Annotated in this window: 30 protein-coding genes and 2 pseudogenes; 22 read left to right on the top strand and 10 right to left on the bottom strand. The window is 37.6% G+C overall.

Annotated elements, in window-relative coordinates:
• The 5 genes from mobB to AC13DP_RS16605 form a co-directional block, all read right to left on the bottom strand.
• A partial coding sequence (gene mobB / locus AC13DP_RS16625; RefSeq protein ID WP_483068126.1) for a MobB family relaxase occupies window positions 1-432 on the bottom strand: 432 nt, incomplete at its 3' end.
• Between the two features lie 11 nt (window positions 433-443).
• Window positions 444-824, bottom strand: coding sequence for a BfmA/BtgA family mobilization protein (locus tag AC13DP_RS16620; RefSeq protein WP_223090200.1), 381 nt, complete (start codon window positions 822-824; stop codon window positions 444-446).
• Between the two features lie 812 nt (window positions 825-1,636).
• Entirely contained in the window at window positions 1,637-2,086 is a 450-nt protein-coding gene (locus AC13DP_RS16615) for a JAB domain-containing protein (protein ID WP_013073400.1), read from the bottom strand.
• A 75-nt stretch (window positions 2,087-2,161) separates the two neighbouring features.
• Window positions 2,162-2,512 (bottom strand): single-stranded DNA-binding protein, encoded by a 351-nt coding sequence (locus AC13DP_RS16610; protein ID WP_013073401.1) that lies wholly within the window; start codon window positions 2,510-2,512, stop codon window positions 2,162-2,164.
• 37 nt (window positions 2,513-2,549) lie between these two features.
• Window positions 2,550-2,816 (bottom strand): hypothetical protein, encoded by a 267-nt coding sequence (locus AC13DP_RS16605; RefSeq protein WP_013073402.1) that lies wholly within the window; start codon window positions 2,814-2,816, stop codon window positions 2,550-2,552.
• A gap of 53 nt (window positions 2,817-2,869) precedes the next feature.
• Between AC13DP_RS16605 and AC13DP_RS16600 the strand changes: the two genes are divergently transcribed.
• On the top strand, window positions 2,870-3,100 hold the full coding sequence (locus AC13DP_RS16600; protein WP_013073403.1) for a hypothetical protein: 231 nt from the start codon (window positions 2,870-2,872) through the stop codon (window positions 3,098-3,100).
• A 67-nt stretch (window positions 3,101-3,167) separates the two neighbouring features.
• Here AC13DP_RS16600 and AC13DP_RS16595 read toward each other — a convergent pair.
• Window positions 3,168-3,305 (bottom strand): annotated as a pseudogene (locus AC13DP_RS16595) (IS110 family transposase); the annotation flags it as partial.
• Between the two features lie 194 nt (window positions 3,306-3,499).
• On the opposite strand from AC13DP_RS16595, the gene AC13DP_RS16590 reads away from it, so the two are divergent.
• The 21 genes from AC13DP_RS16590 (at window position 3,500) to AC13DP_RS16490 (ending at window position 17,948) form a co-directional block, all read left to right on the top strand.
• Window positions 3,500-4,015, top strand: a complete 516-nt coding sequence (locus AC13DP_RS16590) for a DUF1440 domain-containing protein (protein WP_013073404.1) — start codon at window positions 3,500-3,502, stop codon at window positions 4,013-4,015.
• Between the two features lie 162 nt (window positions 4,016-4,177).
• Window positions 4,178-4,549, top strand: a complete 372-nt coding sequence (locus AC13DP_RS16585) for an ArsR/SmtB family transcription factor (protein WP_037314308.1) — start codon at window positions 4,178-4,180, stop codon at window positions 4,547-4,549.
• Between the two features lie 42 nt (window positions 4,550-4,591).
• A complete protein-coding gene (gene merTP / locus AC13DP_RS16580) occupies window positions 4,592-5,215 on the top strand; it encodes a mercuric transport protein MerTP (protein WP_037314311.1) in 624 nt (207 codons plus the stop codon).
• A 16-nt stretch (window positions 5,216-5,231) separates the two neighbouring features.
• Window positions 5,232-5,594, top strand: coding sequence for a heavy-metal-associated domain-containing protein (locus AC13DP_RS16575; RefSeq protein ID WP_229792233.1), 363 nt, complete (start codon window positions 5,232-5,234; stop codon window positions 5,592-5,594).
• A gap of 221 nt (window positions 5,595-5,815) precedes the next feature.
• Entirely contained in the window at window positions 5,816-6,538 is a 723-nt protein-coding gene (locus AC13DP_RS16570; RefSeq protein ID WP_013073410.1) for a hypothetical protein, read from the top strand.
• Between the two features lie 50 nt (window positions 6,539-6,588).
• On the top strand, window positions 6,589-8,232 hold the full coding sequence (merA, locus tag AC13DP_RS16565; RefSeq protein ID WP_013073411.1) for a mercury(II) reductase: 1,644 nt from the start codon (window positions 6,589-6,591) through the stop codon (window positions 8,230-8,232).
• Complete coding sequence (locus AC13DP_RS16560) at window positions 8,222-8,839, top strand: DUF2652 domain-containing protein (RefSeq protein ID WP_075325754.1); 618 nt, start codon at window positions 8,222-8,224, stop codon at window positions 8,837-8,839. Before merA ends, AC13DP_RS16560 begins: the two co-directional genes overlap by 11 nt.
• Before the next feature lie 19 nt (window positions 8,840-8,858).
• A complete protein-coding gene (merB, locus tag AC13DP_RS16555) occupies window positions 8,859-9,470 on the top strand; it encodes an organomercurial lyase (RefSeq protein WP_013073413.1) in 612 nt (203 codons plus the stop codon).
• Window positions 9,471-9,576: 106 nt separating this feature from the next.
• Complete coding sequence (locus tag AC13DP_RS16550) at window positions 9,577-10,923, top strand: dihydrolipoyl dehydrogenase family protein (RefSeq protein WP_013073414.1); 1,347 nt, start codon at window positions 9,577-9,579, stop codon at window positions 10,921-10,923.
• A 13-nt stretch (window positions 10,924-10,936) separates the two neighbouring features.
• Window positions 10,937-11,143, top strand: a complete 207-nt coding sequence (locus AC13DP_RS16545; RefSeq protein ID WP_075325753.1) for a GDCCVxC domain-containing (seleno)protein — start codon at window positions 10,937-10,939, stop codon at window positions 11,141-11,143.
• Between the two features lie 62 nt (window positions 11,144-11,205).
• Complete coding sequence (locus tag AC13DP_RS16540; protein WP_011709211.1) at window positions 11,206-11,580, top strand: metal-sensitive transcriptional regulator; 375 nt, start codon at window positions 11,206-11,208, stop codon at window positions 11,578-11,580.
• Between the two features lie 158 nt (window positions 11,581-11,738).
• Complete coding sequence (locus tag AC13DP_RS16535; protein WP_013073416.1) at window positions 11,739-12,011, top strand: thioredoxin family protein; 273 nt, start codon at window positions 11,739-11,741, stop codon at window positions 12,009-12,011.
• Between the two features lie 211 nt (window positions 12,012-12,222).
• Window positions 12,223-12,549 (top strand): four-helix bundle copper-binding protein, encoded by a 327-nt coding sequence (locus AC13DP_RS16530; protein ID WP_075325752.1) that lies wholly within the window; start codon window positions 12,223-12,225, stop codon window positions 12,547-12,549.
• A gap of 194 nt (window positions 12,550-12,743) precedes the next feature.
• Complete coding sequence (locus AC13DP_RS16525) at window positions 12,744-13,943, top strand: MFS transporter (protein WP_013073418.1); 1,200 nt, start codon at window positions 12,744-12,746, stop codon at window positions 13,941-13,943.
• A gap of 506 nt (window positions 13,944-14,449) precedes the next feature.
• Window positions 14,450-14,797, top strand: coding sequence for a nuclear transport factor 2-like protein (locus AC13DP_RS16520; protein WP_013073421.1), 348 nt, complete (start codon window positions 14,450-14,452; stop codon window positions 14,795-14,797).
• 134 nt (window positions 14,798-14,931) lie between these two features.
• Entirely contained in the window at window positions 14,932-15,309 is a 378-nt protein-coding gene (locus tag AC13DP_RS16515) for a heavy-metal-associated domain-containing protein (protein WP_013073422.1), read from the top strand.
• Window positions 15,310-15,334: 25 nt separating this feature from the next.
• Window positions 15,335-15,733 (top strand): hypothetical protein, encoded by a 399-nt coding sequence (locus AC13DP_RS16510; protein ID WP_013073423.1) that lies wholly within the window; start codon window positions 15,335-15,337, stop codon window positions 15,731-15,733.
• Window positions 15,734-15,744: 11 nt separating this feature from the next.
• Window positions 15,745-16,584, top strand: a complete 840-nt coding sequence (locus AC13DP_RS16505; protein ID WP_013073424.1) for a hypothetical protein — start codon at window positions 15,745-15,747, stop codon at window positions 16,582-16,584.
• A 41-nt stretch (window positions 16,585-16,625) separates the two neighbouring features.
• On the top strand, window positions 16,626-17,111 hold the full coding sequence (locus AC13DP_RS16500; protein WP_041579141.1) for a heavy-metal-associated domain-containing protein: 486 nt from the start codon (window positions 16,626-16,628) through the stop codon (window positions 17,109-17,111).
• A 4-nt stretch (window positions 17,112-17,115) separates the two neighbouring features.
• Window positions 17,116-17,478, top strand: a complete 363-nt coding sequence (locus AC13DP_RS16495) for a hypothetical protein (RefSeq protein WP_049771487.1) — start codon at window positions 17,116-17,118, stop codon at window positions 17,476-17,478.
• A complete protein-coding gene (locus AC13DP_RS16490; protein ID WP_013073426.1) occupies window positions 17,418-17,948 on the top strand; it encodes a hypothetical protein in 531 nt (176 codons plus the stop codon). Before AC13DP_RS16495 ends, AC13DP_RS16490 begins: the two co-directional genes overlap by 61 nt.
• Here the strand turns inward: AC13DP_RS16490 and AC13DP_RS16485 are convergent.
• The 4 genes and pseudogenes from AC13DP_RS16485 to AC13DP_RS16470 all read right to left on the bottom strand — a co-directional run.
• Window positions 17,897-18,112, bottom strand: a pseudogene (locus AC13DP_RS16485) (hypothetical protein); the annotation flags it as partial. The gene AC13DP_RS16490 and the pseudogene AC13DP_RS16485 sit on opposite strands and share 52 nt — an antisense overlap.
• Window positions 18,113-18,285: 173 nt before the next feature.
• Window positions 18,286-18,936: an arsenic resistance protein gene (locus AC13DP_RS16480; RefSeq protein ID WP_013073427.1), complete on the bottom strand. Its 651-nt coding sequence runs from the start codon at window positions 18,934-18,936 to the stop codon at window positions 18,286-18,288.
• Between the two features lie 12 nt (window positions 18,937-18,948).
• On the bottom strand, window positions 18,949-19,236 hold the full coding sequence (locus AC13DP_RS16475) for a sodium/bile acid symporter family protein (protein WP_013073428.1): 288 nt from the start codon (window positions 19,234-19,236) through the stop codon (window positions 18,949-18,951).
• Window positions 19,237-21,144, bottom strand: coding sequence for a cytochrome c/FTR1 family iron permease (locus AC13DP_RS16470; protein WP_057482991.1), 1,908 nt, complete (start codon window positions 21,142-21,144; stop codon window positions 19,237-19,239). It abuts the gene before it with no gap.
• Between the last annotated feature and the right edge of the window lie 141 nt (window positions 21,145-21,285).

Here is a 21,285-nt window from a genome sequence, read left to right as displayed (position 1 = left end):
GTTTTCTTTGATCTGCCAATCTGTACCTTTAAAGCTGCGCTGGTGTTCTATTTTTGCATAATACTTAATATCTTCAATACGAATAGGTCGTCCATTGATTTCACGGTTAAAGGATGCCACATAATCCTTCATCAGTTCCCGCGTATATTTTTTTAAATCTTCGCTGCTATTCTGCAATCGATTCAATTCATATTTGGAAGGGCTAACCGTAATCGAATAGAATTTGGGTTCGTTCTTTTTGAGTTTAGCAGTGTTGCCATCAATTTCTTTTACGACTTCTTCAGCGGAAATCTTATCATCATATTGATTGAAAAAATCTTCCATTTCAGAAGGCTCTAAGCCTTCGTTTTCTTTTTCCAGGTAACCCACAAAATCGCCTGAACTTTGTGAATAATTGCCTCCCAGTTTTTGAGGTGTAATCGTGATGTACATAGCTCAAAAATTTAGTGTTCGTTATGATGATTTTGCTTTTCCTGAAACCTTACTTTAGGTTGTTCTTTGGCATATTTCTTTTCCACAATCAAGGGTTTCTTTTTGGGTTCTTCTATTTCAAACAGCGATTGAATCATTGCCGCAGTCGGTTTGGTTTGTGTCTTTTCCACATCCCGCATTATGGCGATAACGGCATTAATCCTTTTTAAAAGTTTCGCTTCTATGGTCCTCCCGGTAGGACCTAGCTTTTCTTTTGGGGAGATCTCGTTATAGAAGAAAAAGTCAAGCATTGTTTCCAATGCCTCGGTGTGTGATTTGAAGTGTTTTCTTGAAAATTCCTGGAAACGTTTTGCCGTTTCTTTTTTAAACCTGATACCGATAAATGAGTCCATAATTCGCCGATTTGTCGCAAATTATTCCCTAAAAATGGGCGCTTACAAGGCATTTGTCGCAAATTGTAAGAAGTGTAGAATTTCATATTTTTTCAAATTATTGAATATCAGTTATTTGAAAATAAAAAGGAGTACTAAACATCGCATCGCGTGTTATCCTCTTGCTACTCCTTTTCGTCCCGCAGCGCGGGACAAAAATTCCGTACAATTTGGCCTATTGCCTGTCTTGATAGACAGTCAAAAGCCCCTTGCCATTTTTCAGGAAAAAATTTCCGTTGTTAATTATTTGATTGCAGGTTTATCGGCGAAAGTCAAAAATGGATACGCCTGCGTAAATTTGAATGCTGAAAGTCAGCGAAATAAATATAAGGATTTTTTTAGTACCAGGTTGTAATAAACAAATATTTCCTATTCAACAGGGTGAGCAAATTCAGGAATTTTTTTATCTTTATTGAATAGGTTTCAATGACCTAAAAAGAAAGGGGAAATTCAGGTAACAGCGAATTTTCCCTTTTTGTTTTCAAGGAATTGGTTTATATAAAAAACTGCCGAATACATTTTAGAATAAAATACTTGGGAGCTTCTTGAATGATTAACCTATTCAGATATTAAAAATATAGGTATAGGAATATAAGTTTTTTAAGCCTTCCTCCTCGATTATTTTCTTAAAATCGGATTGGTGTTCCCTTGCATACCTTTGGATCGATTTCCCGTATTTTTGGGGTTACTTCTTCCCGGGAAATTTTGATTAGCCGTTTTTGGGGTTTTTTGTTCAAATCGTTAAAATTCAGATAAACCATGACTTTCGGGTTTTAAAGCATGCCATTATCGGCAAAACTATAGTAATCTCCACCGGGCGTTAAAATCAAATGATCCAACACTTTGATATCAAATAACCCAGCGGCATTTTTAATTTTACGGGTAAGGTCTTTGTCGGGGTTACTTGGTAGTAGCGTTCCCGAGGGGTGATTATGGCAAAGGATAACCGCTGTACTAAGGCTCTTTAGGATAACTCCGAAAATAAGGCGCAGATCCACAAGGGTATAGGTAATCCCGCCTCTGGACACTTCAAAAATCCCTTTTACACGGTTATTGTTGTTGAGCAGAAGGAGTTTAAAACTCTCGCTCACTTCTATTTCATCTTTATCCCAATTGGAATAAAGGACATCGGCAGCGGTAGCGGAAGATTTTATTTTTGGTGCTTCACTAAGTTTTACCCTGCTGCGATAGGCTATTTTTATTTCACTAACTTTGGTTTTCATAATTATTGATTTTCTTAGATTAATAATTAAAAGAGGGCGCAACTTTGGAGATAGGCGCCCTCTTAGTTTTAAAAATTACTGGTCTGCGTTTTCCTTGTTTCCAAGGAATAGGATTTCATTCACCAAAATTTCGGTAACATATCGTTTCTCCCCGCTTTGGGTTTCATAGGACCTGGAAGTTAGTTTGCCACGGATGGCCACTTCTTTACCTTTATCAACATATTTCTCGATAAGCTCCGCCTGTTTTCCCCATGTCACAACATTGTGCCATTGCGTATCCTGTACTTTTTCTCCTTTTGAATTTTTATAGAATTCATTGGTTGCAATTGAAAAGCTGGCTACTTTTTTACCACTTTCAAGATTTCTGATTTCCGGGGTTTGTCCCACATTTCCGATTAACTGAACTTTGTTTCTAAGCGTACTCATAATTAAAAGATTTAAAAATTAATAATTGATTTACTTATTATATCCGGGGCGTTTTCCTGTTTTTGATTTTTTTTACTTCGCTTCCGGGTATGTTGTTTTGAAATGATTTCATGAGATTTTTATTTGATTTACTTCCTATAGAGTATCCTATGATAAATCCAAATTTCCTTTCATAATTTTCTTCTATAGTTCTGCTTTTTATCCACAAAGCCTTTTTGATCGACATACTTTTTATATCCAGAGCATTTTCCTTTTTTTGATTCTTTTGTGCCGTTGCGATATTTTGTGGTGGATTTGATTTCATCTTTTTTTGTTTTCGACTTACTTCCCATAGAGCCTTTACATTACCTTTTTTTGATGCAAATAATTTTACAATATCCAGACCTGCATAGGGCGTATAAAAAGCGAAGCGGCTTTATGCCGCCCGCAGGAATGGATGTTGTTATTTCGCCACCAAAAAAAGTTAATGTGCTATGTGGACGGCCAGGAAGTCGAAGGCCTGAAGATGAAGAGAAGCTACCTTCAACGCTAAGGCATAAAATGAGGTATGAAGGAATTCTATGCAGAATTTGGAAAATAAGTTTCTAACCGCTAAAAATGTTCACTTGGATTGAACCTTCTTGCAGTACATATGAAGAATAACTGGAGCGGTGAATTAGGAAAAGTAGCCCATTGTATTCACATAAGGTGTCCCTCGCGCAATCACCGCAAATGCCCGGGCCACCAACTTATTTCTTATTATATTGATTGTACTCATTTTGCTCTTACCCATTTCAAGCCTCCTCTCATTGTATATATTATGACAATATCCCGTTGTCCCTACAGTAAAACCTAAAAACTTAATCATGAAATAAGTAGGGAAATCTTCAGAATATCCATGAGAACTAATTGAAATTTAAACTTTCTTACCAATACTTTAAAACCTATTTAACTAATTGCGTAAATAATTATATATAATTTGAAGTTCTAATAATAAAAATTAGAGCTATGAAAATATCTAATATTTTATTTGCATTCGCAGGCAGTATGGGAAGTGGGTATTTAGCCACTAAAGTGATGGAGAAAGTGTCCATGAAGCTGTTTGAGTTAGGACCTCAAAAAGATCAAGAGAAAGAAGAAGAGGTAAGGCCAGGTCCTCCCTTTAAAATCGCGGCAAAAAAAACTCTTAAAAATTTGGGATTTGAATTAAATGAGGATCAGGAAAAAATGATGGGACAGGTTTTCCATTTTGGTCTGGGTATGGGATGGGCAGGTCTATATCCTATTTTAAAATACACCAATTCCTTCTCGACTACTTCTAATGGCTTGATTACGGGTGCTTCCCTTTCTCTAATTGTAGATGAAGGGATTACCCCTGCACTAGGTTTTAGTGCTCCAAACAAAAAATATCCTACATCTACCCATATACGCGGTTTTCTTGCACATTTGGTTTATGGTGTGGCAGTGGCGGTGATTTATGAGGGGATTTCCGGTATAGTGAGTAAAATTGATGAAAGGAGATAATTCAGCAGTATAGGACCTTTTCGGTTGGAAAATTAAGCAGTCTCATCTAACATTCAAATTAAACCAAAAGGGAGGCTAGAGAATTTGCTAATTTTTATATTTAAGTTTTTGCTTAAATAATATATTAATGATACATTTGTTTCGTAATTAAAAATACTATTTATGAGTTTAGAAATAACCTGTACCAGAAATGAAGCTGATCATAAGCAAATATTACGCTGTAAGAACACTATTGACAAATCTTCTTCCAGCTTTCAAACAATGAGTAAAATTTTAACGCTTGCGGGAAATGAGGTACGTTTAAAAATCCTTTTCCTGTTAGATATGGAAAATGAACTTTGTCCTTGTGATATCGCTGATATTTTGGAAATGAGCGTGCCGGCAGTTTCCCAGCATATCCGGAAAATCAAAGATGCCGGTATCATTTCGTCACGACGGGAAGGTCAAACCCTATTTTATTCTTTAAACGATGGAGGGGAAAAAATCCTTTCTTATATATTTCAAGGAATAAAACAATCTAAAATAGCCGTTTAAATAGTTTAATAAATAAATCACAAAAATAAAATAGCTTAAATAATGAAAACGAATTCTAAATCACCTAAAAAAAATGAATCCAGCGGACTTTTAGGAGCTGGATTGCTTACAGCGGCGGCGGCCTCACTTTGCTGTATCACACCGATATTGGCCTTGATTTCAGGCAGCGCCGGCATCGCCTCCTCTTTTTCCTGGATGGAACCCTTCAGACCATATCTTATTGGTATTACCATCTTAGTACTGGCTTTTGCCTGGTATCAAAAATTAAAACCAAAAACCCAGGAGGAGATAGACTGTGCCTGTGATGAAGACGAAAAGCCTTCTTTCTTTAAATCCAAAGCTTTTCTGGGTATAGTTACTATTTTCTCCGTGTTAATGTTGGCTTTTCCTTACTATTCTGAAATCTTTTATCCTGATAATAAAAAAGATATTGTAGTGGTGAGCCAGTCAGATATTCAAACTATAAAGTTTGATGTTGAGGGAATGACTTGTGCTGGTTGTGAAGAAAGCGTAAAACACGCAGTAAATCAATTGGATGGGATTTTAGATGTAATCCCTTCTTATGAAAATAAAAACACCGAGGTTAAATTTGATAATACAAAAACTTCTAAAGAAGATATTGAAAAAGCGATTAATTCTACCGGATATAAAGTGGTACATAAGTAAATTCAAACAAAATATTATGAAAAATCTATTAGTAATAACAGTTCTAGTTTTATCATTAACCTCATTCCAGGTTAAAGCGCAACAATGTTGCCCTACATCAAAAAGCCAAACAATAATGGAAGCAAGTATCAACCAGCAAACAACAAACACAGTTAAGTTTAAAATTGACGGAATTACCTGCGCGGGTTGTTCTAATGCTATTTACAATGCGCTTAAAGAAGTAGAAGGTGTTGTGGAACATTCGGTTGAATATCCCGGGGATATTGCCATTATTAAATTCGAAAACTCTAAAACAAATATCGAGACCTTAAAAAAGATTATAGAAAAGAAAGGCTATAAAGTTGAAAAGGTAATAGAGACTACCCAAAACGAGTCATAATTTTTTATTTACTCATATACTTAAGAAGTTACTTATATAATTAAGGAACAATTTACCTTTTTACATATTCAAAAAAAACAAAATTAAAATGGAGTGGTGAATCGTTATTTTATGCCTTCTACAATTTTAAAACAATATAAAGGAACTGAAGCTGTTGCAGGTGAACTTGATGGGTTAGTTAGTAATATTATTGCAGAAGTAACAAAATAAATCTATAAGCTATGTTGAATAAAAAATCTTTTTTATCCTTATTAGCCTTGTTTACAGGAGGATTTGTGCCTATAAACTTAATTGTGCTTTCTTTTGGCTATGCCCAATATTTCAAGGGAATCACAATGGGACCGAAAGTCATTAAAACAGCCCATGAATTTGGTGAGCCATATATGCTATTTGTATATATCCCTTCTATGCTCATCTTAACATGGATTATTTTTTACAGCAAGAAAAATTTCCCTGATCTATATAAACGAATTGTCGTGGGCCTCTTAGCAGGGGCAATAGCTACTATAGGTCTGGACTGGCTTCGTCAGATGGGGGTGATAGCCAGCTGGTTACCGGGAGATACTCCGGAAATGTTCGGGAAGATGGTAACGGGTAGTTCCGACTTTAATTCGTATTACTGGATAGGTCAATTGATCCATTTTATGAACGGTGCAAGTTTTGGATTGATATTTACCCTGGTATTTGGAAACTTTATCTCATATAATAAAACGGTTTTATGGGCAATAGGCTGGATGCTGATTATGGAGTTAGGCATGATGACCGGCCCTCCTATGGGACCGATGGTTGGGCTTTTTGGCATCAAATATATGTGGCCTCAATTATTTTTGATCACCCTTGCGGCCCATATTGTCCACGGTACCATTTTAGGATTGTTGGTACACCACTGGCTGGGGATTAACCATACCAAATGGCTAATTCCATTTTTAAAAGATAAATCATAATCAAAAATAAATTGGGTAGTAATTACCCTCAATATAAAAATAAAATAAATATGCAGAAAGAGATCACTTTGCCCATTCAGGGTATGACCTGTACCGGTTGTGCTACAGGCATCGAAAAAAAAGTAAAGCAATTAGAAGGAGTTATAGCATTAGATGTATCTTATCCTAAAGGCGAAGGAAAATTCATCTTTGATTCCAGCACCACATCTCAGCAAGATATTATTGATAACATAGAAATGTCTGGCCAATATAAAGCTAGTAACGGCCAACAGGTTTCAGATAAAAATAATTTTGACCTTATCATTGTTGGTGGAGGGTCAGCCGCATTTTCAGCAGCCATAAAAGCTGAAAGTTTAGGTCTTAAAACCCTTATGGTAAACGCGGGCTTGAATTTTGGCGGCACTTGTGTTAATGTAGGCTGTGTTCCTTCAAAAAACTTAATAAGAGCTGCCGAAACGGCATATCACGCAACCCATTCTAATTTTCAAGGGATCAGGCCTAAAGGTGTAGATATAGATTTTAGCCAGGTTATTAAAGATAAAAAAGACCTGGTAGCGGCCCTGCAGCAACAGAAATATATGGATGTGGTAAAAGATTTTAAGAACCTGGCCATGTTAACAGGATGGGCTGAGTTTGTGGATAAAGGTACCATTATTGTTGATGGGAAAGATACTTACACAGCCACAAACATTCTTATTGCGACCGGAGCTACCACCTACATCCCTAATATTGAAGGATTAAATGAGGTTGGCTATCTAACCAATGTATCCTTATTCGATTTAGAAGAAAAACCGCAAAGCCTGACCATTATGGGTGCGGGCTATATCGGGTTAGAAATTGCCATGGCATACAATAGATTGGGCGTAAAAGTGCGTATCATAGAATTCACCGACAGGCCTTTAAGAAGCCAGACCAAGGACATAACAGATGTGCTCGAAGCACAAATGAAGAAGGAAGGAATAGAAATCCTGCCTAATTTTCGAGCCTTTAAATTTGAAAAACAGGGAGCGGATACTATTATTCATTGTAACTGTCCCGACGGTACTACCACACAAATTATTGAAAAAGGCAAAATAGTGGTTGCCACAGGAACAAAACCTAATACTTCTAAACTAGGACTGGATAAGATCAAAATGAACCTTTCAGCGGTGGGACATGTTTTGGTGAACGAAAAGATGGAAACCAATATATCCAATATTTTTGCTGCCGGGGATGTTACCCAGACCCCTCCTTTTGTTTATACTGCAGCCACTGAAGGAAGTACTGCTGTAAGCAATGCGTTCTCACTTTCAAAAACCGGTATCGATTATTCTTCATTGCCTTGGGTAGTATTTACGGACCCTCAAGTTGCTGGGGCAGGTATGGACGAAATAGTAGCCGAAGAAGCCGGCCTTCCCTTCGAAGTGTCTAAATTAGACCTTAGCCATGTTCCCAGGGCTTTGGCCGCACAGGATACCAGAGGGTTTATTAAACTCATACGTAATACTGAAACCGATAAATTAATTGGCGCCAGAGTAATCGCACCCGAAGGAGGTGAATTGATACAACAATTAAGTATGGCCATAAAGTTTGGTATAACCGTAAAAGATTTGGCAGAAAGCTTTTATCCTTATTTAACCTTAGGAGAAGGGATAAAACTGGCAGCTATTACTTTTGGAAAGGATGTTTCTAAATTAAGCTGTTGTGCCAGCTAATAGTATGGGAGTTTCACGATGTATTCAATTGAAGAAAGGGATCATGCCGGGATTATTGCTAATCCCGGATATTACTGGCTTTACTAAATATATTAACGAGGCAGATCTACAATACAGTCAGATTACTATCGCACTCTTGCTGGAGGCAATACTTAAAAACAACAAATTAGGGCTTCAGGTTTCAGAAATAGAAGGTGATGCCATACTGTTTTATAGTTTCAAAAAAGATTATACTGTAGATGAAATTATAGAACAATGTTTTTTAATGCATCGAGCGTTTCACCATCAATTAAAGCAAATAATTGAAACAGATTGTTCGTGTGGGGCATGTACGCTTTTAGGAGAGCTTAGTTTAAAGTTCATTCTCCATTATGGAGAATTGGGATCTGTTATGATCAATGATTTTTGCAAACTCTATGGTAAGGAAGTAATTATAGCCCATAGATTATTGAAAAATGATTTGGCACTCAAAGAGTATATCCTTGCTACGGAAGATTTCTTTACCCAGTACGGAACTAATTATATAAGAAATTTACAATTTGAAAAAACATCTCAGGTTATTGATGAAGTCGGGATTATAAATTATCGATTTCTAAAATTTTATTAATTGTAATTATTAAAAGCATATGAAGAAACAGGAAATAATATTTGACGGTCATCAATTTGTGAATGGTTTTGAAAAGATGCTCAAGGAAATGAACCTTCCCAATAGTGATAAAGTGTATTGGGAATTACTTAAGGGAAGACCCCTGCCTCGAGGTCGCTTTTCTGAAGTGATGGATGTCCCTATAGATAAAGCACATCAAATAATACAGCAATACGGAGAGGTCAATAAAGAAGGTGAAATTGTGGGTTATTTAGGACTTTCTTTAAATAAAACTGTACATCAACTAAACTTTGACAATAAAACTTTGTATGCCTGGTGTGCAATGGATAGTATTTTATTACCCCGGTATCTAATGCATAGATGGGAAATAATATCAATAGATCCTATAACCGACATTCCTGTAAAATTGTCTATTTCAGATAATCTTCTAGAATGGACCAGGCCTGTTCCCCTCTTTATTTCATGGGTCGAAAAGGCCGATAGTTGTGATATCAAATCAAGTTTCTGCCGGCACTCCTTCTTTTTTGGTTCAGAGGATGCCGCAAACAAATGGTTAGAAAAAAATCCATTAGGAAAAATTTCAAAAGTAGAAGATTTTTTTTCCAATTCTAGCGGGTTTAAATGTTGTTAATTCTATTTGTATGTATATCATAAAGTTATTCTAAACCTTCTTTGGTTTTTAGGAAAGAAAACGAGATTTATATAAATTAAAAACTAACCAATCTAAAATTTAAATTATGAAAAAGTACGATGTATTTGTAATAGGTTCTGGTATGTCAGGTATGACCGCTGCCAATAAATGTGCCTCCAAAGGCCTTAAGGTAGGCATTACCGATGAACTTCCCTATGGTGGAACCTGTGCCCTAAGAGGCTGTGATCCCAAAAAGGTGATTATAGGCGCAACGGAAGTACGTGATTTTGCAGAAAGGCTTAAAGGAAATGGAATAGATACAGTGCCTAAAGTCAATTGGGAAGATATTATGGCATTTAAACAATCTTTTGTGGATGCCATGCCTCCTAAAATTGAAAAAGGATATAAGAATAAAGACATAGACACCTATCATACTTCAGCTAAATTTTTATCTGATAACACCTTAGAGTTAGGTGATGAAGTTATTGAAGCCGATAAATTTGTGATCGCAACCGGAGCAAAACCCCGGGTACTGGATTTTGAGGGTGGAAATTTGGCTCTTTCAAGTACAGATTTCCTTAACCTGAAAAAACTACCTGAATCGCTTTTATTTATTGGAGGTGGCTACATTGCCTTTGAATTTGCTCATATCGCTGCACGGGCTGGTGCCGATGTTACCATATTGCATCGTGGTGATCACCCATTAGAAAACTTTGATCATGACATTGTACAACATCTTGTGAATGCAACCCGAAACCTGGGAATTAAACTTGTTTTGGAAACTGAAGTCTCTAAAATTGAAAAGAAAGAAGATCATTATGTAGTTACAGGAAAATCAAATGGAAAAGAGGCCACTTATAAGACTGACTCTGTCTTTAACTCGGCCGGTCGTCCTCCCGCCATATTTGATTTAGATTTGGAAAAAGCAGGGATATCTTTTTCAAAAAAAGGAATTGCGGTAAATGAATACCTTCAAAGTACCTCTAACGCCAATATTTATGCAGCGGGAGATTCGGCAGATTCAAGAGGATTACCCCTTACCCCTGTTGCAGTAATGGAAGGGCATGTTGTGGCATCAAATATCATCAAAGGGAACAAGAAAAAAGTTAATTATCCACCAATGCCTTCCGTAGTTTTTACTTTGCCTACCCTGGCATCAGTAGGATTAACCGAAGCAGAAGCCAAATCAAAACAGATAGAATATCAGGTCAATTATAACCATGCGGAAAGCTGGTTCAATGCAAAAAGACTGAATGTTAAGGAATATGCCTACAAAACTATCATTGATAAAGAGAATCAGACTATTCTTGGCGCACATTTAATAGGACCTAACACGGAGGAAACCATCAATTTATTTGCCATGGCGATAAAGACCAAAATGAAAATCAATGAGTTAAGGACGATGATCTTTACGTATCCAACTTTGTCATCAGATATCCCTCATATGCTTTAAAAATAAATAGATTATGGAAATAGAACTAGTTTCTACCATTACATGTCCTGGTTGCGGACACACAAAAGAAGAGGAAATGCCCACAACAGCCTGTCAGTTTTTTTACCAATGTGATAATTGCAAGCATTTATTAAAACCAAAAGAAGGTGATTGCTGTGTTTATTGTTCTTATGGTAATGTTGCCTGTCCACCCATTCAGGAAGGAACAAATTGCTGCTAAAAATTTAAAATACTTTTGGTGACCTCCCCCACTCCAGATGTATCTTGCTGAAAATTAAAAGTATGATTCCTAGAGATCTAAGTAAAGATATAAAAACTCGCTTGCAGAGCATCAGCGGCCAGCTTAACGGACTTATAAAAATGCTGGATGAAAATAAAGATCCAGAAAAGATTCTGATCCAGTTCAAAGCGGCGCAAAAAGGACTTGATAAGGCGCATTTTCTTCTTTTAGATGAAGTGTACCGCAAAGCGCTGGCGATCACAATTTCAGAAACTGTGGAAGCCTGTCCCGGTAATTGCGGTAATGAAGAGCGAATTGAATTTATTCGCAAACAATTTCCCGACCTTGAGCTTAACAGCCTTACCGATAAAATGAAGGAGATTGATGAACTTAAACGAAGGCTGGAATCTTACATTTCCGAAAATAGATCAGAGTAAAACATTCAAAAATTTTCCATTTAATTTTAATACTAATAAAAATCTGTCGTAAAAAAGCAGGTTTTTTTATTTGGAGACCACCCCGGTTCCGCTCTTATCTTTGGATTGTTCTTTAATAAGAAGGATAAAACTGATTGTTAATTTAAATTCAAAAAAAAATGAAAAGACAAATAGAAATATTTACGGCAAATTGTCCGGTTTGTGATCCGGTTGTAAAAATGGTGAAAGAGTTGTCCTGCGATAGTTGCGAGATTACCACCTATAACCTGGTGGAACAATGTGAGGATAAGACCTGTATAGACAAAGTGCAGGAGTACGGTGTAAAGAGAATTCCCGCGGTGGCGGTTGATGGAAAATTGCTTGAGTGCTGTACAAACAATGGTATAAGCAAAGAAAAACTTATCGAAGCAGGAATAGGAAAAGCCAGTTAGCAAAACCATCGTACTGAAATTAAAATCTGAAACTTTTTATGGCAGCCATTTTTGGCTGCCTTTTTTTTTAATCAAATTAAAATGTTAAATCTTTATTAATCGGCTTGCCTACCCCCCGGGCTATGAGTCGATATTTGAAAAGAGGTTCGGCTCTTAATCTTTTATTTCTGATTTCCGAGCAAATCAGGAAGTAACTAAAACCATTTAAATTATGAAACCATTAAGTTCAGAAATGCAAAAATGTATCGATGATTGCAACGCCTGCATTACTGCGGCGAGAATTTGCCTTGACCAACATTTGGGGGAACCAGACATGAAAGAATGCCACAAATTTTGTCTGGATTGTATTGCTTTATGCACAGCCTGTGTTCAACTACTTGCAAGCCAGTCTGATTATTCAAAACGCCTATGTGCCATTTGTGCCGACTTATGTAAAGCCTGTGCTGATGAATGTGCAAAGTTTGACAGTGAAGTTTGCCAGCAATGCGCAGAAAAATGTCGAACCTGTGCCGAAAGCTGTAAAGAAATGGCAGCTTAAAAAAAATGTAAAAAAATTTTAAAAGGAGCGGCTAAAAAGTTGCTCCTTTTTTTTAATAAAGAAAGCTAACATTAGGATACCACCCCAGGTTAGATTTTATGTTTGACATCTTTATAACTGTGAGATGGCAGTTTATTCAAGAAGCCAAATAAATATAACAGCTTTAAAATTCCCAGTAAAAATAATACAGAGTAATGGAAAATCCCAATTCAAATAAACCCTTAAAAACCATTTTTGCTCCCCTGGCCATGGCAGCGGGCTTAATATTTTTTCAGGCGTATATGATAGCGCCACTTATTCCTAAACTGGCAACTATTTTTAATGTATCAGAACAGCGGATTGGTCTTATAGTACCAGCTTATATGCTGGCTTACGGAGTTTCAGTCCTGTTTTATGGTTTCATATCCGATAAATTTGGAAGAAAACGCATACTTCAAATATCCCTACTGGCTTTTATTGTATTAACAGCGATAACCGCCCTGGTGCAATCTGCTTCACAACTCATCCTGTTACGATTGCTAACGGGTTTAGGGGCAAGCGGTGTGGTGCCAATGTCCCTGGCCCTTGTAGGAGATATGTTCAAACCTTCAGAGAGAGGGAGACCCCTGGGACTTTTATTTGCCGCTATGGAAGGGGGAATGGCTTTAGGTTCTACCGCCGGGGTAATGTTGGAACCTTATACAGGCTGGCGTATGTTATTTTTGGCAACTGCCCTCTTGGCCGCTTTGGCTTTGTGGATACAAGTAGCCCGAATGGGCTGGAAACAGGAACCTCATAAATCCAATCGTACTTCATTCAAAAAAATGGTAGGTGGGTTTTACAGGCTACTTGCTTTCCCACGCGGGTTAAGGACCTATTTATTTGTATTCTGGAATGGGATCTTCCATTCAGGTATTTATACCTGGTTAGGGGTCTATTTTGTACAAAAGTATGATCTGGGGCCAATAGAAATTGGTTTGGCCATTCTGGGTTATGGCCTGCCAGGATTTTTCTTTGGTTCCCTTATAGGGCGCGCAGCCGATCGCAGGGGGCGATATCCTATTATTTTAACAGGCTTGGCAACAGCGGCCATAGCAACAGCCAGTCTCGCCCTGGAAATACCCGTTCTTGTCGCGGCCCTTGCAGTCACCTTGATCTCTTTGGGATACGACCTCACTCAACCTCTATTTGCAGGTATAGTAACCGAATTGGGTGGTAAAACAAAGGGAGGCCAGGCCATGGGACTGAATGTTTTTGCATTGTTTACCGGCTTTGGCCTTGGGAGCTTATTGTTTGGGGAATTATTGAAATTAGGATTAGATCAGGCGTTAATTATTTTTGCGGTTGTACAGGCAGTATTTACGATTGTAGCCGCAAAACTTTTGCAGACAGAAATGAAATTATCAATAAAATGATAAGCTATAACATCCATTTAGATTCTGGTAAGGCCATAACTTTTTTAAGGTGGAGCATTGGCATAATTTTCATCTGGTTTGGGATGGTTAAATTTTTTATTGGTCTGAGCCCGGCAGAAGATTTGGCTTCCTCAACCATTTGTACCCTGAGCGGCCATTTCCTTCCACAAGGAAGTTGTATGCCTATATTGGCTATTTTTCAAAGCCTTATTGGCATATCCTTGTAATTGGGGAAGTTTTTGAAATGGGCTTTAGGCTTATTTTTCCTGCATATGTTAGGAACTTTTTCAACCTTCTTCATTTTTCCCGAACAAATGTTCTCCCATTTCCCATTTGTATTAACTATGAAAGGTCAATATGTAATGAAAAATATAATCATACTGGCAGCAGTGACCAGTATTTGGGCCTCAACAAGAAAAATGGTGTCAATAAGGGATGATCCCAAAAAATAGAATGTGCTGCAAACAATTTTTTAAAGCCTATTTTAAATATAAAATTTTTAGCCTATGAGAACTACAGAAGAAGTATTAAAAGATCATCTGGAACTTTCTAAAAAGGGATCTATAGAAGAGGACCTGCATAGAAACTTTTCCAAAAATTTGATCCTTCTTACTACGCATGGTATTGATAAAGGACATGAAGGACTAAGGGAATTAAATAAAATGCTGATAAAGGATTTCCCCGAAGCGGAGTTTAACTATATCAATTTTCTTTTTGAAGATGAAATAGCTTTTCTGGAATGGACTGCATATTCAGACAGTTCACAAATAGATGACGGAGCAGATTCCTACATAGTGCGCGAGGGGCTGATAATTGCCCAGACCATTCATTATACTATCCGAAAGAAAAAATGAAAAAAGAATATTTCAGATTTTTAGAAGATTAAGCAGTAGGATTTTTTTAAAGAAAAAAATAAAATCTAATTTGGTTACCACCCCCCTGCTGCCCCTAATTTTGACATAGTTAATTTTTAAAAATCAATTATAAGATGATAGGTTTACATAAAGAATTATTCGCGGTATTGTTAACCGGAACGACCCTTGCGTTTTCTGGAAATACCGCTAGCGCTATGGATCAGAAAAATGAAAATCAAATTGAATTTAAAATCCAAAAGGAGATGACGGAAAAAATCTTACACTTAAAAATTAAAGGCATGCATTGCCAGTCCGGTTGTGCTAATGGTATCGATACGATGCTGAAGGAACAAAAAGGCATTATAAAAAGTGAGACAAGCTTTGATAAAAGCTCCTCGATAATTGAATATGATCCAAAGCAGATTTCAGAAGAAAAGATACTCTCCCTTATCAAAGACCGTGGGTTTGAAGTGGAAGTTGTAACCGAAAAGGGGGCTTCTGTAAACGGATAGAGATACCTGTATAAAAACAATAAAGATGTTTGCTAAAATAAAAGAAGACTTCGTAAGTATAGGATCCCTTTTTACCTCGGTTTCCACCTTACTGTGTTGCGCCCTGCCTTCGCTACTGGTTGCCCTGGGAATGGGAGCTGTGGTTGCGGGATTGGCTTCTGACCTGCCCTGGCTCATTACCATGAGCAAATATAAAGACTGGACCTTCCTGATTGCCGGGATTATGATAGGCTTTAATTTCTGGTTGTTCTACGGAAGAAAAAGAAACCAAACCTGCGAGATCGATGAAAACGGAAATGAGACCGCATGTGATACAGCAACAAGATGGAGCAAAGCCATTCTTTGGTTTTCCTTTGGCCTTTATGTCCTTGGATTGTTTGCTGCTTATTTACTATTGCCCATTCAAAGATTTTTAGAAGTTTAAATTTACAAAACATGAAAAATTATTTTTTGATCCTATTCATAGGGTTATCGACACTGTATAAAGTAGAAGCCCAGGGGCATGGCCCAATTTATGGATTACAAACCCCCACCCTGGCAAAAGGCGGTATAAACATGAACGCTTCCGGAATGAGTATAGCGACCGAAGACGAGGCCTCTTATATGCTTCGGTATACATTTTTCTATGGCATTACGGAAGATTTACAGGTTACCCTTACCACTCCTACTGTGATTGAGCGTCTGGAAAATGCTCCACGAACCCGTGGAAATAGCATGATGCCTTCCAATGGAGATATCGAGGCTGCTTTGTGGTATCGTTTTTTTTCAAATGCTTTTGGGGTAGGAAAGAGGTTTGAATCCACAGCAATTTTAGGTGTATCTGCCCCTACTGAGGATGTTCGCGGACAGGTGAATGTAGGGAACTCTATCCATGGGGCCATTTCTACGGGATATGCCTCACGTACCTGGTACGCCTGGTTAGGTGGCGGTTACCAATATTATTTTGAAAAGGACAACGAGCAATTAGGCGATTTACCCTATGCAAGCATGGTGATAGGTTATCGTCCCGATGTTTTTATGGGGGATTATCCTAAACCCGACTGGCGGATATTTGTAGAATCACTGGCCGAATTTCCCGGAGATAATAAAGTTAACGGACAATTTTTTTCTACAGATGAACGGAGTAAAAAAGTATTGGTTGGTCCTTCAATTTTAGGACTTACCGGTCCCTGGGGAATTTCCTTCGGGGCATTGTTCCCGGTATACCAGGATCTTATTCCGAATACGCCCCGTGAAAAATATAGGGTCTCACTGAACATAAGTTATTGGTTATAACAGATATTAAAGAAGAATTTTAAACATAAAAAAAGAGTAAAATGAAAAGAATAGCATTAATTATCGTAGTGACAGTGTTTGGAATCATAAGTTCCAACGCCCAAATCACCAAAGTAGATCAGGAAGTTTTTGGAATGGATTGCGCACCTTGTGCCTATGGCCTTGAACGCGGACTCAAAAAAATGGATGGTATAGAAAAGGTACAAGTAAGTCTGAATGAAGGCAAAGCTTATTTAGATCTGACTGCAAACAATAATTTAAGCTTGAAACAAATTCAGGAAGAAGTGAAAGTGAATGGTTTTTCAGCTAAGAATGCCGAAATAGTTATAAAGGGCAACTTCGTTGAGCAGGATGGCACTTATGCAATACAAACCGGGAAAGAAACTTTTAAGATAGCTGAAGCAACTTCTACCAACTTACGTTCCAGGTTAAAACCCGGAGTCCTTACAGTTAAAGGGATAGTTCAGGATGAAGAAGACGGGGAGCTAACCACTAAGTGGGAAATTGAGCTTACTGAAATCCTTTAATTAAATGAAGATTAAAAAATACAGCTTATTGGGCGCAAGTTTTCTTAGTGCAGGGGTTCCATTTTTATGTTGCTGGACCCCTGCTATATTAACTGGAGTAGCGGGAGTCACCGGTATTTCCTCTGGTTTTGAATGGTTACATCCAGTAAGACCGTATATGTATAGCATGTCTTTCTTATTCTTAGGTGTCGCTCATTATAGGGTGTATAAGGATACCAAATTCTCGACTTTAGAAAATAACAAAGATGAAAACGAATGTGGATGTAGTCAAAATCCTGAAAATTCAACAAAAAACAAATCGATATTATGGCTAACCACTTTTTTGGTCTTTTTTATGATGATAATAAACTACTTTCTGGAATGGTGAAGATTTCCGGGAAGAATATTATTATTACCTGCTTAATATTCATATTGGGTTTTAATATGAATGCTCAGGGCCCGCCTATTTTTACGGATACACCTATCATATTAGGTGTGCAGGGACGTGGAGTGCGTACTTTTGGCAATATAACTTCTAAGGAAAATGCCAAGGCTTACGCGCAGGTACTTATTGTTCCTTATAACATTACCAGTAAATGGCAGGTAGATGCGGTAATACCCTATGTCTCAATTTCGCCCGATGGCTTGGATTCCCAGTCGGGATTTGGAGATTTAAAAGTATTTACAAAATATCAACTCTTTCAAAAGGATGATAAAGGAGAGGCCTTAAGAAGTTTAATTAAATTAACCGAAACTTTTCCTACGGGAAATTCCAGTCAAATGCCTGCCCTGGGTGCCAGTGCTTTTCAAACTACCATAAGCCTTGTATTGACGCACAACCTTCCCGTTCCCCTGTAAAACCTTCCTAAAAGTTCGATTAACCACGATCTGATCACCGGGACATGATTCCAGGTATCCAGTATACCTTGTATATCAAGCTTTTCGCGGAACTGTGAAAGCAAATCTGTATCTTCGTCGATAGCCTGTAGCATACCAAATTCAATCCCATTGTGCACCAGCTTAGTAAAGTGACCTGCCGATGGAGGACCGGCATGTACATAACTCTACCAGTAGCAACAGAATAGCTGCCTTACGATAATCTTTCGCACATATTGTTCATTGAATCTCGAATGGTTTGTAATACTTCATGTGTATAGAATATGGTTATCCTTAAATGGGTATAATCCAAATCCCGCTAAATTACTTTCTTTCTTATTTTCAACAACAGTTGCGAGGTTAAAGCCAAAATTGGCAATTCAATTAAAGGACCTATAACTAATGACAATGCAACCAATGGTTCATAAGCAAATGCGGAAACTGCAATGGCCAATGAAATAGGTGAATTTCTTGCCATTGTTGTCAATGTGAGGCTTACCCTGTTTTGATAACTGAATTTAAAAAACCTGCTGACCAGCTGTGCCAGTAAAAAAGTAATGATAAAAAATATAATCACGGGAAATAGCAATTTGTAAATAACATCAGGATTTTCCAGTAGATTTCTTCCTTCTGAAGCAAACATTGCGACTACTGCCAATGATAAAAACAACACCTGGGATTTTACAAAAAAGCCGGTAAAAGACGTCCCTGAAGTATTGCTTCGGCTAACTATTTTTTTGGTAACTAATACTAATAAAAAAGGAATCAGGAGCACCAGAAGAATACTTTCAACCAGTGACCTGAATTCAACATTTCCTGATCTTCCAAAGAATAGTAACAAAAATATTGGAAGTAAAAGAATCTGCAATATCAGGTTGATTGGAAGAATAGAAGTAGATAGCGGCACATTTCCTTTTGCAACACCGGTAAACACCAGGTACCAATCTGTACAGGGAGTTACCATAAGCATCACAAACCCTATCTAGATGGCCAGCTCGTTATCCAGAAACAAGTATCCCAGCAAATAAGCAAACAGGGGAGTCCAGATAAAATTAATAACAAGGCTGCTAACTGAAAATTTGAGATTGAAGAAAGCACTTTTAAGCTCGCCGATGTTTATACTTAAGAATAAGCCGTAAAGCATTACCATAAGCAAGAGTACAATAAAGCTCGATGCATATCTCTCCAAAATAGCCAAATTCCCCAATAATAATCCCAGTACAACTGCCAATAAAATGACACCTGTTTGGTATTTATTGATTTTTTCCATTTACTCTTCTGTAACCAATTCTTGTGAGGACTTGTCTGCTTTTTGATTCAGATTCCTCCATTGGAAAAAAACTATAATACCAAGTACGAGGAGCTGCGCCAGGATAGACTGTAAATTCGGGTAAATCCCCAATAGTTCTATACGGGGAGCAAAATCTATGGGTGAAATGGGGATGTAACCTGCTTCCTGAAAGGCCATAATTCCTTTGCCTGTTAAAACAATTGCCAGGGCTGCTACCATATAGGAAGCCAATTTGAAGAATTTTCCTACAGGTAGTTCTTTAGTAAATTTCAGAAACACGATTGTTATAATGGCTATTATAATAACGGAAGTCAATAAGGCCCAGTTAATAGCAGAATTTGCGACATCGGGATTGCTCAGTTTCAGTGATGAAAGAAACAGAACCACTTCAAAAGCTTCCCTAAACACCACGATGAACGAGAAAATCAACAAACCTATCATATTTCCGGTTTCAGAAATGCGGTTTATTTTATTTTTTATGAAGTGTTTCCACTTCGATATCTCAGAATGGGAATGAAGCCAAATACCTGCAAAGAGCAATACCAGTACAGCCAGAATAGCTCCAACACCTTCCATCAATTCTCTTGACGCACCGCTTAAATTGATAAGTTTATCTACAAAAAACCAACTCACCACACCAGTTAGTACTGCGAAAATCCATCCGGAATGGACGGCTATCACTGCGCGTTTGATTTTCATAGGTCTTAGAACACGGAGAATAATGAGGATAATAAGCAACGCTTCCAAGGCCTCCCTGATAAGGATTGATAATGCAGCACCATATATAAATGCAAAGGAATAATCCTTTTCTGCTAAAACAGTTTTGGCAGAGGTTATTTTTTCTTTAAGGGCATTATAATAATTTTCCGCACCTATTTTGTTGTTGTTTTGAAGTGCTTTTCGGTAAGCAATCATATCCCGCTCAATACCCCTCACTAATGAAGGCGCAGATGCACCCAATATATTCTCCACCAGCTCAACGCCTTCAAGGTAGGATGTCAAGGCATATTTTTCGGCAATTTTATTATTGCCTTTTTGAAATTCCTGATATGAAAGATCAAGGTTGGTCATAGCAACATTTAGAGGTTCAGGCCTTTCAGGTTCATAATTCCGCACCTGGCCAACTGTTATATTGCTGAAAGATTTATTCAAAAAATGTTGCAATTCTTCATCGTTCCATTTGCTGATGCTGTCAAGATGCAAATTGGAAGGCAATGGAGCTCTTGAAATTTCTTCATTGTGCTTTAGTGACAGCACGTAAAAAGATAAGTCCCAAAGCTCTTCTTCTGTAAGACGGTTGTAAGAAGCCATCCCCGTGCCCTCAATCCCCAATTTGATGACATTGTAAGCCTGAAGTGGGGACAACTGGGCTTCGTGGAAATTGGTCGGTGCAGGATTTAAATTTCCGGCTAAAGCTCCGTTCCCATATCCTTTGCCTCCGTGGCAGGATACGCAATTATTCTGGTACAGGGTGGCTCCATTCTTTAACGAGGGATAACGATTAGGTGTAATTTTTAAAATTCCAAGATCGAGAATTTTGTTTTTGATATTTAAAGCAATTGTAGAAATCGCTTCTGGATTTTTTTTGTCCGCAACAGCTTGTTGCAATTCCCGCAGGGGTTCATCAAGCTTTTCAAACCTGGTATTATTAATTGTCGGCAATAGATCCTGCTGAAGTGCAATGGATTTTTTTGCAAACTCGCTCATTTCGGCGAATTCAAACTCATTGATTATTTCGCCATTCTCCACCGCTACTGGATAATCCTTGGAAATGTAATCCAGGAGAGTCACCAAAGTGCGCAAATCTGTGTCATTAGCCGTATTTTGCGAAAACGTATTTATTGAAATGAAAATGACAAAGAAGAAGAATACCCTATATTTATTCATACTAAATCTAAATAAGGGCAAATATACAGTTCTGTGATTTTATAAAAAAATTTATAATCACTAATACAGATTTTTTTTTTCGTTTAGCTCCAAAAGGATAATGGGATTCCTTTCGGTGCCTTAATCCGGTGGTACAAGATT

This window comes from Zunongwangia sp. L-65 (genome assembly GCF_056859415.1).
Note: the sequence above shows the minus strand (reverse complement) of the source record. Positions and strands in the feature narration are given on the sequence as shown.

What these genes read in the sequence shown, in the direction of transcription:
- AC13DP_RS16620 (WP_223090200.1), bottom strand. Translation starts at nt 824, where the DNA reads ATGGACTCATTTATCGGTATCAGGTTTAAAAAAGAAACGGCAAAACGT.
- AC13DP_RS16615 (WP_013073400.1), bottom strand. Translation starts at nt 2,086, where the DNA reads ATGAAAACCAAAGTTAGTGAAATAAAAATAGCCTATCGCAGCAGGGTA.
- AC13DP_RS16610 (WP_013073401.1), bottom strand. Translation starts at nt 2,512, where the DNA reads ATGAGTACGCTTAGAAACAAAGTTCAGTTAATCGGAAATGTGGGACAA.
- AC13DP_RS16605 (WP_013073402.1), bottom strand. Translation starts at nt 2,816, where the DNA reads ATGAAATCAAATCCACCACAAAATATCGCAACGGCACAAAAGAATCAA.
- AC13DP_RS16600 (WP_013073403.1), top strand. Translation starts at nt 2,870, where the DNA reads ATGCAAATAATTTTACAATATCCAGACCTGCATAGGGCGTATAAAAAG.
- AC13DP_RS16590 (WP_013073404.1), top strand. Translation starts at nt 3,500, where the DNA reads ATGAAAATATCTAATATTTTATTTGCATTCGCAGGCAGTATGGGAAGT.
- AC13DP_RS16585 (WP_037314308.1), top strand. Translation starts at nt 4,178, where the DNA reads ATGAGTTTAGAAATAACCTGTACCAGAAATGAAGCTGATCATAAGCAA.
- merTP (WP_037314311.1), top strand. Translation starts at nt 4,592, where the DNA reads ATGAAAACGAATTCTAAATCACCTAAAAAAAATGAATCCAGCGGACTT.
- AC13DP_RS16575 (WP_229792233.1), top strand. Translation starts at nt 5,232, where the DNA reads ATGAAAAATCTATTAGTAATAACAGTTCTAGTTTTATCATTAACCTCA.
- AC13DP_RS16570 (WP_013073410.1), top strand. Translation starts at nt 5,816, where the DNA reads ATGTTGAATAAAAAATCTTTTTTATCCTTATTAGCCTTGTTTACAGGA.
- merA (WP_013073411.1), top strand. Translation starts at nt 6,589, where the DNA reads ATGCAGAAAGAGATCACTTTGCCCATTCAGGGTATGACCTGTACCGGT.
- merB (WP_013073413.1), top strand. Translation starts at nt 8,859, where the DNA reads ATGAAGAAACAGGAAATAATATTTGACGGTCATCAATTTGTGAATGGT.
- AC13DP_RS16550 (WP_013073414.1), top strand. Translation starts at nt 9,577, where the DNA reads ATGAAAAAGTACGATGTATTTGTAATAGGTTCTGGTATGTCAGGTATG.
- AC13DP_RS16545 (WP_075325753.1), top strand. Translation starts at nt 10,937, where the DNA reads ATGGAAATAGAACTAGTTTCTACCATTACATGTCCTGGTTGCGGACAC.
- AC13DP_RS16540 (WP_011709211.1), top strand. Translation starts at nt 11,206, where the DNA reads ATGATTCCTAGAGATCTAAGTAAAGATATAAAAACTCGCTTGCAGAGC.
- AC13DP_RS16535 (WP_013073416.1), top strand. Translation starts at nt 11,739, where the DNA reads ATGAAAAGACAAATAGAAATATTTACGGCAAATTGTCCGGTTTGTGAT.
- AC13DP_RS16530 (WP_075325752.1), top strand. Translation starts at nt 12,223, where the DNA reads ATGAAACCATTAAGTTCAGAAATGCAAAAATGTATCGATGATTGCAAC.
- AC13DP_RS16525 (WP_013073418.1), top strand. Translation starts at nt 12,744, where the DNA reads ATGGAAAATCCCAATTCAAATAAACCCTTAAAAACCATTTTTGCTCCC.
- AC13DP_RS16520 (WP_013073421.1), top strand. Translation starts at nt 14,450, where the DNA reads ATGAGAACTACAGAAGAAGTATTAAAAGATCATCTGGAACTTTCTAAA.
- AC13DP_RS16515 (WP_013073422.1), top strand. Translation starts at nt 14,932, where the DNA reads ATGATAGGTTTACATAAAGAATTATTCGCGGTATTGTTAACCGGAACG.
- AC13DP_RS16510 (WP_013073423.1), top strand. Translation starts at nt 15,335, where the DNA reads ATGTTTGCTAAAATAAAAGAAGACTTCGTAAGTATAGGATCCCTTTTT.
- AC13DP_RS16505 (WP_013073424.1), top strand. Translation starts at nt 15,745, where the DNA reads ATGAAAAATTATTTTTTGATCCTATTCATAGGGTTATCGACACTGTAT.
- AC13DP_RS16500 (WP_041579141.1), top strand. Translation starts at nt 16,626, where the DNA reads ATGAAAAGAATAGCATTAATTATCGTAGTGACAGTGTTTGGAATCATA.
- AC13DP_RS16495 (WP_049771487.1), top strand. Translation starts at nt 17,116, where the DNA reads ATGAAGATTAAAAAATACAGCTTATTGGGCGCAAGTTTTCTTAGTGCA.
- AC13DP_RS16490 (WP_013073426.1), top strand. Translation starts at nt 17,418, where the DNA reads ATGGCTAACCACTTTTTTGGTCTTTTTTATGATGATAATAAACTACTT.
- AC13DP_RS16480 (WP_013073427.1), bottom strand. Translation starts at nt 18,936, where the DNA reads ATGCTTATGGTAACTCCCTGTACAGATTGGTACCTGGTGTTTACCGGT.
- AC13DP_RS16475 (WP_013073428.1), bottom strand. Translation starts at nt 19,236, where the DNA reads ATGGAAAAAATCAATAAATACCAAACAGGTGTCATTTTATTGGCAGTT.
- AC13DP_RS16470 (WP_057482991.1), bottom strand. Translation starts at nt 21,144, where the DNA reads ATGAATAAATATAGGGTATTCTTCTTCTTTGTCATTTTCATTTCAATA.